Here is a 16,117-nt window from a genome sequence, read left to right as displayed (position 1 = left end):
CTTAGTAAAATAAATTGTACAGAATAGTGTGCTCTTCACAGAGTTGGCTATTCTGTTTTTTTCTTTTTTGAAATGAAATAATTCAATGGTTTTATTTTATATCTGATTGTATATAAGTTGTTTATGGCTAATTAGGATTGGGTCGGAGAAGATTTTACCTTAATATTCCAAGTATTTCCTAATGTAAAGCCCGTTCCATTTTATTAACTAAAAAGTACACAAAATGTTTCAGGACGATAAATCATCAAAAATGCCGATTTCCAAAAATGGAAAAAGCTCCTCAATAAAGAAAGACTCTGTGGAGAATTTGGCTAAGGAAAAAGTTGTAAATAAAGCCGGAGAAAAAATCCAACAAAATGAAAAAGTTCAGAAAGCTGCTCAGAAACTTTCACAGGCTCAAACATATACTGCCACAGCTCAGAATTCATCAAATATGTTCATGAATCAGGTAATGCAACCAAATACATCGAGTGTTGCGGAAGAAAAATTCTGGTCAAAACAGCCGACCTCAAAAATCCATAATGCAGGAGCAATTATAGAGAGTCAGATAATGGGAATAAACAGGGTTGTGAAGCTTGAAATCGTGATTGAAGGAAAAGTAATTAATTACTACAAACATTTTAAGCTCACCCAAAGCACAATGAAGCACCATAAGTTTAGCCTGATGTTGGCTTATGACGCTTTAGGAAATGCTGAAAATCATAACCTTGAAGGAGCACAGGATTTTTTAGGTAAAAGAATTACCGTTATTTTCAGATATAAAGATGTGGAAAACGGTCCTGAAAGAAGCTTTGTAGGAGTCATCACAGAAGTAGGTTTTAGTCAGGAAAAAGGAAGTCTGGGTAATATTGTTTTGACAGGAAGTAGCCCCACAGTTCTTCTGGATGCAGCTCCACATATTCAAAGTTTTGGAGGAGCACAGGAAATTAGTTTAAACAGTATTGCCGACCATATCATTAAAGAAGGTTTAGGTCAGAATAAATTCGATTACAGAGTAGATTCTCAGCATGGAAACGTTTCTTACAGCTCACAATATGAAGAGACTCATTACAATTATCTGGCAAGAATAGCAGAAGCTTACGGAGAACAGTTTTATTATGACGGAGAAGTTCTTCATTTCGGAAAACTTCCGCCTCAGGAAAAGCCTGTAAAATTAGTGTACGGAAGCAGTGTACACGATATTAAAATCAGAATGAAGGCACAACATGTTAATCCTACATTTTATGGTTATAATAGCAGTAAAAATGAAAAGCTTACGACAGGTAATTCAAAAATAAATCATACTTCTGATATTGCTAAAAGAGCATATGAGATTTCAGAAAAAACTTTTACTACACCTTCTTTGAGAGTTGCTCCTATCAAAGCATCATCTTTTATGGATATTGATGCTTCGCAAAAAGGCACGGCAGGAAGTAAAGCGTCGGAAGTTTTTGTGACTTCAGGAAGTACGACAGTTCCGTTCTTGTATCCGGGATGTATTACAGACATCGAAATGCGAAAAACAGACAGTAATGAAACTTCTTATTTTACTAAATTAATGATTACTGAGGTAATTCATGAAGTAGATGGAAGAGGATATTACACAGGGAATTTTGATGCGATAGCTTCAGATACAGGCTTTATTCCACGTCCAGAATTCCAATTTCCGAAGGCAGAACCACAATTTGCTAAAGTAATTTCAAATACGGATCCGCAGAATCAGGGAAGAGTTCAGGTTCAGTTTGACTGGCAAAATGGTTCTACAACTACAGAATTCATAAGAGTGATGACTCCAGATGCCGGAAGTAGTGATAAAGTTAGTAAAAATCGTGGTTTTATGGCAATTCCTGAGGTTGGAGATCAGGTGATTGTGAATTTTGTTCATCAACATCCTGATAGACCTTTCGTGATGGGAGGTATGTTTCATGGAGGAGTTGGTGGCGGAGGTGGCGCCAATAATATTATTAAAAGTTTAAGCAGTAGAAGCGGAAATAAACTTGAATTGAATGATGGTGAAGGCTCAGTATTCCTTACAGACCAAGGAGGCGCAAATATGAAGTTTGATGGAGCAGGAAATGCAATGACGAATGCAAATAATAATAAAACAGTAAATGTAGGAAATAATAATACTGTAAATGCGGGATCTACAAGTGCAATAAATGTTGGAGGTAAAGAAGGAGAAGGTGCAAATTCTCTTTTAAAAATGGATGCTGAAGGAAATATTTGTTTAGAAGGAAAAACAAAAATTGAGCTAAAGGTTGGAAAAAATTGTATTACCATCACAAAAGCGGGTATTACAATTTCTGCAGAAGAAGGTATGCTAGACATGAATTCTTTACAAAATGCTCTACTTGTAACGAAAGATAATTTAAGTATTCATAGTAAGGCTATTACATCTATTAATGCGACAGGTGATTTATTTATCACGGGAAACAAAGTAGATATCAATTAATATATTATTGGGATATGGCATTAGAGCTGAATAATGAAGAGAAAGAAGAATTATCAGGATTCAAATATGCTTGGTATAAAAAAGGACAATATAATATTAACATTAAATCTTATCTTACATTAGGAAGTGGAAAGGCTAATCAAACAGAAATAGAGGAAGACTGGATTTTAGAACCGGGAGAATATAATCATATTACAATAAATTCTTCTACTCAAAGATATATTCAGGCAGACGGACAAATGAAACCTTTTTATGGAATTCTTGAGAAGATAAACAAGGCAACAGATGTACTGAAAGTTTCTTTAGGCACAGATAAAAGTATAAATGAAGTTACCAACAAAGATGAGATTTCAGGAAAATGGGAAGAAATAAAAAAGGATTTACATTTTTTTGAATTAGTAAAAGAAAGTTATCAGACTTTTATAAATATTTACGATAAAGAGTTTAATAACATAGATAATAACATTAAACAAAATTTACTATACCAGATTATGTTTTATCCGCTTCCTGCATTTAGTGGAGGTGGTTTACTGGATGAAATTCCGGAAAGAACTACTTTATCAACGCTTTTTCCTGGAGAAAGATTAAGATATAGCTCTAAATATAGAATTTCAAAATTTAATGAAGGCTATAAAGTAAAGTTAGAAGGTAGAGGAAAAAATCAATCGGGAGAATTTGACGGAATTTATAAAAAAAATTATCAAAGAACTCTTGATGCTCCTTTAGATTATAAATATTTAATTGAAGGAGAATATCTTTATAACGAAGATTCTGTATTGTCGGACGTTATGTTTCACGTAAAAGAGGAGCTTAATGAGAAGATGTTTTACGTATGCAGATACCATATTAAACTAAATAAACATTAAATATCGTATTGCTATGAGTCAATTATATATATCACAAGATACTCCCCTTATTTGCAGTAAGGGAAGAAGGCTTATAGGTATTGGTGTAAATTCCCAATCTTCAGTTCTTCTAAAAAATGGAGGTAAACTTATGGCAACGGAAGATGATCGATTTAAGGATAATTTTATTTGTCCACAAATGATGATGGCAGGTGCTTTGGCAGGTGTTGCTGTTGCTGCTGCTTTTTCGGGAGGATTATTTGTAATGGCAGCTGCAGCTTGGGCAGGAAGTGCACTTATTGATGATTGCTTAAATATTTGCTCATTTTTATGTAAAGGAAGCGATTGGAAAAACACGCATCCCAAAGTGAAAGTAGAAAATAAGAAGCCTCTTTTGCAGAACTCAAGTTTACAATGTTTTATAGGAGGTACAATTACTTTTCACTTACCTATAGCACAATTACAAGAGGCAAGTACAGCCAGTAAAATGGCACAAGATTCTTATGGAGATTCATACTTGGATAAAAAAGGAAATGTAATAAAAATAGATGGCTATACAAGGGTTAATACTGATGACCCAAGTAAATTAAACGAGCTTTTTAAAGGTGAGTTGACTAAGGAGGATTTTAATACTAATAATCAAGATGGATTTTATTCTTCGTTATATTATAGAGAAATAACGAAAGGTGGTAAAAAAGTAAAAGAATATTTTGTAGCATTCAGAGGTTCAGAACCAAAAGGAATGCAGTTTTACCACGATTGGTTTATTGAAGATGGAGGACAGGCATTTGGAGCGGCTACTCCTCAAATTGAAAGAACAAGATCTTTAGCAAAGAAAATGAATGAATCAACAAATGGACAGGTGAAATTTACAGGACATTCATTAGGAGGAGGAAATAGTGCGATGGCATCGTATTATACAGGACTTCCTGGCTATACTTTTAATGCAAGAGGCGTTCATCAAAATACATTAAATTATCTTGATAAAGAGGGAGCGAGTAAGGTTACTTCAAATATTTATAATTATAGTACAAGTAATGATATTTTGAACGGATTACAGAATAATAGAGAAGGTTTACTTTCGACATTGGCATTATCTAGAATTCCAGGATTGAATAAGCTTGCTATTTTTGGTGGACTTACAGGCGGTGTTCCGCGCGCTTTGGGAGAGCAGCATGAAATTTTTGGATATATTGATAAAAATGAAGGGCTTGGTCTTTCTACAATTGGTAGTGGACATAGTGCTTATAATGATGCCTTCCAAGCTATGTTAGAAACTATTAATACAGATGTAATCGCAGATATATAAATCGAATATGAAGACTATAATCTTAATACTTTTTTCTATTATGACACTATTTTCTTGTTCCGACGCTAGTCTTAGGTCACGAAAAAATGCAAACCGTGAACAATACCCTCCTTCTAAAATGTTTAAAGGTGATGCTTTATCAGCAGCTCAAAAAATGTATGATGGAGATATTGCAGAGATGGAGCGGGAGATAAAACAAAATAACCTTAACCTTAATAAGTTAGATGATTCTACAGGCTATACCTTATTAATGTATGCAACTATCATAGAAGATATGAGAGCGATGGAAAAATTATTAAGTTTAGGAGCAGATCCTACAATAATTATCCCTGATGGAGGACTAGCTAACCCTTTAAATCATGCTGTTGCTCTTAATAATTATAAAATGATGGATTTGCTTTTTAAATATAAGGCTAACCCTAATCCTAAAATAGGGCGTTCTCCGTTAATTAATGCAATGTTGGTAGGTGGTTTTAAGAATACAGAAAAAAAACTCATAGATTATTTACTTGCTCATGGCGCAGATATTAATAATATTTCTTTAAACGGGGATAATATAATGGAAGCGGTTACTCGAGACGATTTGGATATGGCATTGTACTTTTTAGAGAAAGGTGGACAGCCTGTTATTGAAGGTACAACTTTATGCCCAGTAGCGAAGTATATTCAGTTTGAGGAACAAAATCAAAAAAAGTTTAAAAATGAAGAGACACCTTATTTTAAAAAATTAATGACTTTCAAACAAAAATTGATTGAAAAGTATAATGTTAAGTTTCCTTACGAAAAAGATACCATGGAAGAAGCAAGACTTAGAATAAAATTATACGAACATCTAAGTCCACAAGATAAAATATCTATAAATTTCAAGAAAAATTATGGTGAAAAATGGTATCAAAAAGACTTGGAATTAGTTGAGGGAAAGTAGAATTTTTATGAAAAGTGGAATGAAGAGATAAATAATGAATTTAGTAAAATACGAAATACAAAAATCAGATACCTTAGAATCTATTGCCAACAAGCATAACGTCTCAGTTGAAGAACTCGTTGATTTTCATAATCAAAATTCTGGGATGACCAATGTGATTATCGGGGATACCTTACCAATTCACTTAAAATTCGTTATCGTGAGTAAGGAATTGGTGAAAAAACAAAAAAAGAAGAAAATAAAAGATGGTGAAAAACCAAGTTTTGATAAAAAAGCAAGATATAGGTGCGAACAAGTAAACACAACTAAAATAAATGGCGATTTAGTTCAGTTTGTTGAGCAAAAGTTTCAGTATCTTCTTAAAATTGATACAGTTGATGGTTTAGGATATGTAAATAGAGAAGATTATTTGAAAAAAATAACACCTCCAGTAATGTTAAATGTGCTTGATTTTATTGAAGAAACAGATAAGATAAAGCATAATATTCTTTTCACTTTAGATGAAAATGGGAAATTGGAAAAAATCCTTAACAGAAAACAATTAAACGAAAACTGGAAAAAATATAAGAAAGAAAAGCTTAACAGCAATCCTTTTATAATTGAACTCAATAAAACTAATGAAAAAGCAGTACAAGAAATCGTTAATTTAGGAGATACTCAGTTCTCTTCAAATGCAGATAATGAAGAGGAGTATAGAAAAGACTTTTTTTACTTCATTTGTTTAAATCAATATATCGTTAAGGATGATATAAAAACGGAGGAGTTTAAGTATCTTTCTACAATAGTTCCGCCCAATATTGTTCCTCTTATTCTGAGGTATGATAAAATTACGGAAGAGAATCAATTGCTTACTGTAAGAATGGTCGCAGAATACGATTTATCCCAACAATTAGAGAAAGAGATTATTAATCAATATAATAATTTACATCGGCCAACTATAGGATTTAGTTATACTCAATATAAATTGATTTTCAGAGCGACAATAGAAATAGATACCGAAACTAAATTGGTGAAAAAAGCGAGTATAAAACTTAGAGAATCGATCGCTGATAATATTGAAAATGAATGTAGCTATAATATTAAACAATTAGAAAATTATACACCAGATGAAGGAATCTAAAAAATTTCAATTTGAGGGTATTGATGCCAAAACAGAATGGAAAATAGGATTAATTTTAGCTATTCCTGCATTATTTGTATTCTTTTCTATAATGTATTTGTTTGAGTTTTATTTACCTAAAACCAATTTTTTATATCCTGTTTTATCAGCAGCAATACTTACAATTATCATTAGTCTACTATTATTAAAATTTTTAGCTAAAACAATTAAAAATAAAACATGGATAATCAATGCTAATGATACGAACCTCGAAATAATATATAAAGAAGCAAAATACATTATCCCGTTGAAAGATATCAGGATTATAAAAAATTTGGGAAATGTAGGTTTTAGATATTTAACAATTGTTACTCCTGAAAAAAGTATAAAAATAAGAGTAGGAAATACAGGTTTTGTTCCCTTTTCATCACAATTTGACATTGAAAAAGTAGATGAATTTCTGGAATACCTCACCCCGTTTTTAAATGAAAATTTTAATAAAAAAGAACTTAAAAATAAAATCAATACTAACATTTTTCCTAATTACGGTGTGTATGTGACAAAGTCTGAAATAATAAAATATAGTATAATTAATAAACTAAAACCTTGGCAAATAATTTTAATTTTTATTTGTGGAGGCTTTTTGTTATTAGTAATATTATTTACACAACTTGAAAAATATTGGTAAAAATATAAATTATGGCAGTTTATTTACCTGAAGAAGTATATGCGGTTTGTACCAACCAGATGAATCCCGATCCTAGGCAACTTCTCTTAAGTGATTTAAGAAAACCCATTTCGCGTACAGTGAAATTAGGAACTAAGTCCAAAGTTTTTCTTGTAAAGATTGACAAAAAACTTACCCAAGATTTTAAATGCAAAACAAATTGGAGTAGTGGTGCAGGTATGGTGGCTCTCGGTGCAGGAGTTGGAGTTGGTTTGGGTATTGCAGCTGTATGTATGACTGTTCCGGTTGCAGGTTGGATTGTCGGAGGAATTATCGCCATTGGTGCTATTGGTTGGGGACTTTGGAAAATGTCTCAAAGACCGTCTTGTAGTGATATGATTGGTTATGAAGAAAGCAAATGGAGCCTTCATCACACTACTGTAAGATTTGATAGTGGAAACGTTGAGGTTAAAAATCTTCATTTGGCATTGACGAAGAATTCTATTTTATCTTGTAAAGAAGGAGGGGTTGTACTTCCTTTTATAAATAAGGCTGATGCAATAAATGCGGCTGGTAATATTGCGAGTAATAACAAAACTGAATTTTGGATTAATGTTGCAGGTGGTTTTTTAACAGGGGCTCTACTTGGTTTCGGAATGGGAATGGCTTTACCGGCAGGAGGTGCAATTACATTGGGACAGGGTAGTATTCATGCATTAAGTCAGGCTACAATTTTCGGGCTTTGGATTCCTGTAGGTCAATACATAATTACGCCATTAGCTGGTTCTTTTGGAACAGGAATTAATAATCTTCAGACAGATCAAAATACATATTCAGATATTAAAAGCGCTCAGCAAAGCGTTGATGATCCAATGATTCCTACTGATAACTGGGATCCTAATAGCCCTAGGAAAGATATAAATGAAATCAGAAACAGATTAGGTCAAAATAATGCTTCAAAAGCAGATTTGGCGAAATTTGATGCTGGTATTGCTGAAGCGCAAAGACAAGGTACTTATTCTTTGAAAAATAATCCTGATTTAAAAGAAATGTTTGAAAGAATGAAATCAGGAGAGTTTGGGAAAGAGTTACAAGAAAAAGTTACTAATAAGAGTGGTAACTTTAGAGGCATGGTAAATGAGAAAAATGCTAATAATACCGCTGAAACTCATTCAGAAAAAGCAACTCAATCAATCAAAGAAAATACTAGGGCAAATATTAGAGGAGGAATTACTGCAGCAGGTGGTATTCTTACATTAATAGCTCCTTTTGCAGCTAGCTATTTTTCCGAAAGAGCAATAAGATTGGCCGCGGAAGATTATGCAAAAGATGATACATCAGGTATTACGGTATGTGCGACTGAAGCTTAATTCTCAATTAAATTCAATGAAAAAATTCTTAAAATAATAGATTTATATATCTGATTCATTTTTTAATCTTGAAACCAATTTTCTTATCTTAAAATCGAGATATAAATATTCCTATTTTCTTATATTTGTTCATTATAGAAAATATGGACGCAACTCAAGATAAAAGGCTGTTTCTTATCGATGCTTATGCAATGATTTTCAGAGGATATTATGCTTTGATAAGAAACCCCAGACTTACAAGTACAGGATTAGACACTTCGGCTATTTTTGGTTTTACTAATTCTTTAATAGAATTAATCAGAAGAGAAAAACCTACTCATTTGGCAGTGGTTTTTGATGTGGGACAGGCAAGCGTGAGAACGGATGATTTTGCAGACTATAAAGCCAACAGAAGTGAAACGCCTGAAGCCATAAAAATTGCGGTTCCGTATATTCATAAAATTTTGGAAGCGATGCACATTCCGATTTTAGGAGTCGAAGGATATGAAGCTGATGACGTTATCGGAACAATTGCCTGCAAAGCCGAAAAAGAAGGATATTGTACGTTTATGGTAACACCTGACAAAGATTTTGCGCAGTTGGTTACCGATAAAATCAAAATCTATAAACCAGGTTTAAAAGGAGGTGATATTGAGATTTTAGGAGTAGAAGAAGTGAAAGCTAAATACGAAATTGAAGATCCTAAACAGGTCATAGATTTCTTAGCAATGATGGGGGATGCGGTAGATAATATTCCAGGATTGGAGGGTGTTGGTGAGAAAACAGCCATGAAATTCCTTAAAGAATTCGGAAATATAGAAACTCTTTTAGCCAATACAGCTCAATTAAAAGGTAAGCTCAAAGAAAAAGTAGAAGCTTCTGCAGAACGCGGAATTTTATCTAAAAAATTGGCAACTATTATTTGCGACGTTCCTATTGAATTTCATCAAGAGCAATACGATTTAGAAACTCCAGATTTTGAAAAAGTCAAAGAAGTTTTTGACGAAATCGAGTTCAGAAGATTGTACGAAAACCTTTACAGAGCTTTTGCTCCTGCAACCACTACCGAAACGGCTGTGTCTCAAGAAAAAGAGACAGTTGTTGCTACAGAAACACCGAAGCAAAAAGTAGCTCAGGCAATTGGTCAGCTGGATTTGTTTGCAACCTATGAAGAATTAGAACAGGCAACTTCTACAAAATCAACGATTGAGCAAAACGATCATTTATATCAGTTTGTTGATAATCCCAAAGCTCAGAAAATTTTAATTCAGAATTTATTGAAGCAAAAAGCAGTATGCTTTGATACTGAAACGACTTCTCTGAATGAATTTGAAGCCGAATTGGTAGGAATGAGTTTTTCTTATAAAGCAGGTTTAGCTTATTATATTCCGCTTTCTGAAAAAAGAGAGGAGGTATTGGAAACTCTGGAGATTTTCAGACCTTTCTTTGAAAAAGAAGATGTACTTAAGATAGCTCACAATCTGAAATTCGATTATAAAATCCTGAAACAGTATGATATTACAGTAAAAGGAGCAATGTTTGATACCATGATTGCGCATTATTTGCTCAATCCGGATGGTCGACATGGGATGGATTATCTTTCAGAAGTATATCTGAACTATAAACCTGTTTCCATCGAAACAATTATTGGAAAAAAAGGGAAAAAACAAGGTAATTTCAGAGATGCAGACTTGAGAACACAAACCGATTATGCAGCGGAAGATGCAGATGTAACTTTCCAGTTGTACGAATTGTTTGCCCCACAATTGAGAAAAGAAAATTTAGAAGAATTATTCTACAATATAGAAATGCCATTGATGGAAGTTTTAGCTAAAATGGAATTAGCTGGAATTTCATTGGACGAAAAGTGGTTGGCTCAGGAAAGTGTAGACTTAGAAAATGATTTAAAACAACTTGAATCTAAAATTTTTGAACTTTCTGGAGAAGAGTTTAACATGAATTCGCCAAGACAATTGGGTGAAATTTTATTTGAAAAAATGCAACTTGACCCGAAAGCTAAAAAAACTAAAACGGGACAGTATGCAACTTCCGAAGATGTACTCCAAAAATTAGCTTCTAAGCATGAAATCATCAAGCATATTCTTGAATACAGAACCTACCAAAAGCTGAAATCAACGTATGTAGATGCATTGCCTTCGCAGATTGAAAAAACTGATAATCGCGTTCATACCAATTTCTCCCAAACAACGGCTGCAACAGGTCGTTTGGCAAGCGTAAATCCTAATTTGCAGAATATCCCTATAAGAACATTGAGAGGTCAGCAAATTCGTGGAGCATTTGTTTCTGGAGAGGGGAAGAAAATTATTTCGGCCGATTATTCACAAATCGAACTTCGTTTAATAGCCGAAATTTCGGGTGAAGAAAACATGATTAAAGCCTTCCAAAACGGAGAAGATATTCACGCTTCAACGGCAGCAAAATTATTTAAAGTTCCTTTGGAAGAAGTATCAAAAACACAGAGAAGTCAGGCAAAAACGGTAAACTTCGGAATTATATATGGTCAGGGAGCTTTTGCGTTGGCAGAGCAAACCGGTTTGTCAAGAACAGAAGCTAAGCAAATGATTGAGGCGTATTTTGAAAACTATCCGAAATTGAAAGAATACATGGCTGAACAGGTGAGAAAAGCTCGTGAGGTAGGATATGTTGAAACACTTTTGGGAAGAAAACGTCATTTAAAAGATATCAACTCTAATAATTTTGTGGTAAGAGGTCATGCAGAAAGAAATGCTGTAAACGCTCCTGTTCAGGGAAGTGCTGCAGATGTGGTGAAAGTAGCTATGATTAAAATTCAAAAAGAGCTGGAGAAAGAAAAATTACAAACAAGAATGCTACTTCAGGTGCATGATGAATTAATTTTTGAAGCTCCGATTGATGAAGTGGAAGTAGCTAAAAACATTATTAAAATAGAAATGGAAAATGCTATAGAAACTCAGGTTCCGTTATTGGTTGAGGTTGGAGTAGGAAATAACTGGCTTGAAGCACATTAAAAAGAAAATTACCTTACAATAAAAAAACTTCCGCTGAAGAAAGGCGGAAGTTTTTTTATAACTATTTTCTTCTGGAAGGAGAACTTCTTGTATGAGGTTTAACATAAGTTCCATTACTCCTATAATATCCTTTTACATGTACTGTTCCTCCTGATCCTACATTTTCTGATTTGTAGTTATAGTTTGAAGAATTAGTAGTCTTTGTAGACTTAGTATAATCATTATAAGAGCTATAAATTGGATTATATGCCCACCCTGAATAATTTCCCCATTTAATTTTTTTATAATTCTTTTTATTTGATTTTGAGGATAAAAATACTTGAGTATCTTTAGGTATTTCTGTGATTAAATTACTAGAATCAGATGAACTGTAAACTTTTGTACCTTCTGTTAAAAGAACCGTATAATAATTTGTACAAGATAAAATTAAACAACTGAAAGTAAAAAGAATTAGTGCTTGTAGAATTTTTTTCATATTGTAATAGTTTTAATAATTATTTACTTCAAAACTATTACAATAAATCATATACAAATTACGGGAATCCGTAAATGTTTTTTCTAAAATTCATACTCAATCCCTCCAACATACGTCAAAGAAAAGAAATCGTTTTCTACGGAAGTAGGTTTAGAGATTTGTCCCTGATTAAGAAATATCAAAGAATTGATGTCAAAATCAATATTCATTTCATTGATTCGGTTGATTAAAATAGGTAGCCATTGTTCGGCAAAAGAATATTCTGCAAATTTTTCGTAGATACCTCTGTTTCCATCTTCAAAACCATACTCTACAAAATCGTGGTCGAGCCAGACTGTTTCCTGAGATTCTGCAAATTTTGAAATATAGGTGTCGTCAGATTCTTCTTCCATATAGAAATCTTCATCCTCTTCCACAAATTGATAAAATTCTTCTTCACTGTTGAAATTTCCTACCCAAAAATCTAATGTTCCTGTATTCATAATTGTTTGATTATTCTTCCGTGTTATTAAACAGGTTTCAAAGTTAGGATAATATTAAAGAAAAACTTTAGTCTAAATAATTTTATTTAATTTTTTGATGCTAATTTCCTCAATACAATTATAAAGAGTAAAACAAATAGTAACCATAGGAAATAAGAAAAACGTCTTAGAAAGCGAAAGCGTTAAAAAAAAAATTTCTGTGAACGTTAAGAAAATTCTCCTGTTCGAAGCGCGACATAAAAAGTGAACAGAAGCCATAAAATTGACTTCGCGCAAGTTCAGAATTTTTAGAGAACAGAAATTATTTTTAGCATTCGATTGCAGACTTGAATTTTTGTTTCTTTTGGTTTCAAGCCAAAAGAAAAATAGATTTTAAAAATTGTAAAGGAGAGTGACTAAATCAATCAAAATTTGGATTGATTTAGTCAACATAATACCATTCTAAATGAAAAACAGTGAAATAAAGGATATATTTAACCAAGACCCAGTTAATCAATTCTATTTTCATCTATTTTTATTGAAATAAAGATAGCTAACTAATACTAAATTAAAAATAATTGTGATAGATGCAATTAAAATAAATATTTCAAGCATTCTTTTTCTATTCCTTACATTTGCAATACATTCTGATTCTTAAGGATGAAAAATGAGTTTATATATGACAGATACGAAGTATACATCTACATTCCATACAGATAAAAACAATTACGAATACATTACTATTTCAAACGATAAAAACAACGTAAGAATTTATACCTTAAAAAATGGTTTGAAGGTATTTCTTGCCCAGAATTTTGATGCTCCGAGAATCCAGACCTATATTCCGGTAAGAACGGGAAGCAATAATGACCCGTCAGACAATACAGGATTGGCTCATTATCTTGAGCACATGATGTTCAAAGGAACGTCGAAATTGGGAACACAAAATTGGGAAAAAGAAAAAGTTTTACTAGACCAGATTTCTGAGTTGTTTGAGCAGCATAAAGCTGAATTAAACCCTGATAAAAAGAAGGAAATTTATAAAAAAATTGACGAAATTTCTCAAGAAGCAAGTCAGTATGCGATTGCGAATGAATATGATAAAGCCATCTCTTCATTAGGTGCAACGGGAACTAATGCGCATACTTGGTTTGATGAAACGGTTTATAAAAACAATATTCCGAATAACGAACTGGAAAAATGGCTTAAAATCGAAAAAGAAAGATTTTCAGAAATGGTTTTACGTCTTTTTCATACGGAATTAGAGTCTGTTTATGAGGAATTCAATAGGGCACAGGACAATGATTCCAGATTGGTGCAATATGAGTTGATGGATGCTCTTTTTCCAACTCATCCGAATGGTCAGCAAACGACTTTAGGAAAGGCGGAGCATTTGAAAAACCCTTCGATGAAAGCTATTCATAAATATTTTGATGAATATTATGTTCCTAATAATTATGCAATGGTTTTGGTGGGCGACTTAGATTTTGAAGAAACGATTAAGCTGATTGACCAATATTTTGGTACAATTCCTTACAAAGAACTCCCTAAAAAAACTCCGATTGTTGAAAAACCAATTACCGAAATTGTAAAAAGAGTGGTAAAAAGTCCGACAACACCAAGAGTTCAGATTGCTTGGAGAACAGAAAGTTATGGCTCAAGAGAAGCGATGTTGGCGGATGTTGTGGTAAATATTCTGAGTAATAGAGGAGAAGCAGGATTATTAGATTTGAATATCAATCAAACTCAAAAATTACTTTGGGGACAAGCCTTTTCTGTAGGATTAAAACAGTACGGGTATTTTTCAATTGTTGCGGTTCCTAAAGAAAATCAAACGCTTGATGAAGCCAGAGATTTGGTTTTGGAACAATTAGAATTGGTGAAAAAAGGAGATTTTCCTGATTGGATGTTACCTGCAATCATTAATGATTTTAAAATCCAGAGAATGAAAACTCTGGAAACGGCAGATGGTTTGGCAACGAATCTTTATGATACCTATATCAAAGGCAGAAGTTGGGAGCAGGAACTTAATGAAATGGATATTTATGCTCAATTTACAAAACAGGATGTTGTAAATTTTGCGAATGATTTTTTTAAGGATAATTATGTGATTATTCATAAAGAAAAAGGAATTAATGATAAACTTCTAAGAGTAGAAAATCCGGGAATCACACCAATTAAAATCAATCGAGATGCCCAATCTGAGTTTTTGAAAGAAATTTTGGCAGAAAAGACAGAAGATATTCAGCCGGAATTTATTGATTATCAAAAAGAAATAGAAACAGATACTATTAAAGATAAGAGGCTGAGTTTTGTTAAAAATAAATATAATGATTTGGCTCAGGTTCATTTTATTTTCCCTTTTGGAAGTGACAACGACAGAGAACTTGGTCTTTCAACACAACTCCTTCAATATTTGGGAACAGAAAAATTTTCGCCTGAAGATTTGAAGAAAGAGTTTTTCAAGATTGGAGTAACCAATGATTTTAAAACTACTCAAGATCAGCTTTTGATTTCTCTGAATGGTTTAGAAGAGAATATCGAAAAAGGAATTGAACTTCTTCAACATTGGCTTTCTGATGTGAAACCTGACCAGAAAATCTACAATCAGTTTGTAGAAACAATACTTGAAAACAGAGTAGCAATTAAAAAAGATAAAAACCGTATAATGACGGCTTTGTCGACTTACGCTAAACTCGGTGATTTTTCTCGTTTTAAAGATGTGATTTCAAAAGAGCAGTTGCAAAATACAAACGTTGAGGAATTTACAGTCCGAATGAAAAATTTATTCAAATTTCCTTATCAGATATTTTTCTACGGAAAAGATTTCAATAATTTTAAAAATTATATAGGTCAATATATTGATAATACGTCTTTTGCTGTTCCTGAACCTAAACTTTATCCTGAACCTGAAACCAGCGGAAAAGTATATTTTATTGATTATGATATGGTACAGGTGGAAATGATGAAAGTCGCAAAAGGACATGATGTAGATACCCGAAATTTTGGGAAAATCAACGTTTTTAACGAGTATTTTGGAAAAGGTTTATCATCAATAGTGTTTCAGGAGATTAGAGAAAGTAAAAGTTTGGCATATTCTGCTTATGTGTCTTATGCTGCAAATGCAGAATTGGGGCATCCTGATTATGTAACAACATATATCGGAACACAGCCCGATAAACTACAAATTGCAGTCGATACAATGACTGATTTGATGAATGAACTTCCTGAAGTACCCATTCAGTTTGAAAATGCCAAAAATGCGGCATTGAAGCAAATTGCCTCCACAAGAATCACAAGAACGAATATATTTTTCAATACATTAAAACTAAAAAAACTGGGAATTTCTTACGATTTCAGAAAAGATATGTATGAGCAGATTCAGAGCTTGAGTTTTGAAGAAGTTAAGAATTTTTATCAGACAGAAATAAAACCACTGCATTTCAATACTGCCATTATCGGGAAAAAAGAAAACCTCAATATGGATGCAGTCAACAAAATGGGAACATTTACAGAAGTAAGCTTAGAAGAAATTTTCGGATACTAAA

11 protein-coding genes are annotated in these 16,117 nt (G+C 32.8%); 9 read left to right on the top strand and 2 right to left on the bottom strand.

Annotation, left to right across the window (positions count from 1 at the left end; genetic code table 11):
* Positions 1 to 223 precede the first annotated feature (223 nt).
* The 8 genes from OH806_RS09095 (at position 224) to polA (ending at position 11,633) form a co-directional block, all read left to right on the top strand.
* Positions 224 to 2,431, top strand: coding sequence for a type VI secretion system Vgr family protein (locus tag OH806_RS09095; protein ID WP_264743355.1), 2,208 nt, complete (start codon positions 224 to 226; stop codon positions 2,429 to 2,431).
* 14 nt (positions 2,432 to 2,445) lie between these two features.
* Positions 2,446 to 3,297: a hypothetical protein gene (locus OH806_RS09090; RefSeq protein ID WP_264743354.1), complete on the top strand. Its 852-nt coding sequence runs from the start codon at positions 2,446 to 2,448 to the stop codon at positions 3,295 to 3,297.
* A 13-nt stretch (positions 3,298 to 3,310) separates the two neighbouring features.
* Positions 3,311 to 4,585, top strand: a complete 1,275-nt coding sequence (locus OH806_RS09085) for a PAAR-like protein (RefSeq protein ID WP_264743353.1) — start codon at positions 3,311 to 3,313, stop codon at positions 4,583 to 4,585.
* A gap of 40 nt (positions 4,586 to 4,625) precedes the next feature.
* Positions 4,626 to 5,510: an ankyrin repeat domain-containing protein gene (locus OH806_RS09080; RefSeq protein WP_264743352.1), complete on the top strand. Its 885-nt coding sequence runs from the start codon at positions 4,626 to 4,628 to the stop codon at positions 5,508 to 5,510.
* A 34-nt stretch (positions 5,511 to 5,544) separates the two neighbouring features.
* The gene (locus tag OH806_RS09075) at positions 5,545 to 6,630 is read left to right on the top strand and encodes a LysM peptidoglycan-binding domain-containing protein (protein WP_264743351.1); all 1,086 of its coding nucleotides are present in this window, start codon (positions 5,545 to 5,547) and stop codon (positions 6,628 to 6,630) included.
* Positions 6,617 to 7,297, top strand: a complete 681-nt coding sequence (locus tag OH806_RS09070) for a hypothetical protein (protein WP_264743350.1) — start codon at positions 6,617 to 6,619, stop codon at positions 7,295 to 7,297. Before OH806_RS09075 ends, OH806_RS09070 begins: the two co-directional genes overlap by 14 nt.
* Before the next feature lie 11 nt (positions 7,298 to 7,308).
* The gene (locus OH806_RS09065) at positions 7,309 to 8,646 is read left to right on the top strand and encodes a hypothetical protein (protein WP_264743349.1); all 1,338 of its coding nucleotides are present in this window, start codon (positions 7,309 to 7,311) and stop codon (positions 8,644 to 8,646) included.
* Between the two features lie 143 nt (positions 8,647 to 8,789).
* Positions 8,790 to 11,633 carry a DNA polymerase I gene (gene polA / locus OH806_RS09060; RefSeq protein ID WP_264743348.1) on the top strand — a complete coding sequence of 948 codons (2,844 nt, stop codon included), beginning with the start codon at positions 8,790 to 8,792 and terminating at the stop codon, positions 11,631 to 11,633.
* Positions 11,634 to 11,694: 61 nt separating this feature from the next.
* Here the strand turns inward: polA and OH806_RS09055 are convergent, their stop codons facing one another.
* Both OH806_RS09055 and OH806_RS09050 read right to left on the bottom strand, forming a co-directional pair.
* Entirely contained in the window at positions 11,695 to 12,108 is a 414-nt protein-coding gene (locus OH806_RS09055) for a hypothetical protein (RefSeq protein WP_264743347.1), read from the bottom strand.
* An 83-nt stretch (positions 12,109 to 12,191) separates the two neighbouring features.
* A complete protein-coding gene (locus tag OH806_RS09050; protein ID WP_264743346.1) occupies positions 12,192 to 12,590 on the bottom strand; it encodes an immunity 22 family protein in 399 nt (132 codons plus the stop codon).
* Between the two features lie 646 nt (positions 12,591 to 13,236).
* Between OH806_RS09050 and OH806_RS09045 the strand changes: the two genes are divergently transcribed.
* Positions 13,237 to 16,116: a M16 family metallopeptidase gene (locus OH806_RS09045; RefSeq protein ID WP_406567611.1), complete on the top strand. Its 2,880-nt coding sequence runs from the start codon at positions 13,237 to 13,239 to the stop codon at positions 16,114 to 16,116.
* The last annotated feature ends 1 nt before the right edge of the window (position 16,117 follow it).

This window comes from Chryseobacterium oryctis (genome assembly GCF_025971925.1).
In the GTDB taxonomy this organism is placed as follows: Bacteria; Bacteroidota; Bacteroidia; order Flavobacteriales; family Weeksellaceae; genus Chryseobacterium; species Chryseobacterium oryctis.
The sequence above is the reverse complement of the archived record's forward strand: the minus strand, read 5'-3'. Positions and strand labels throughout refer to the sequence as shown.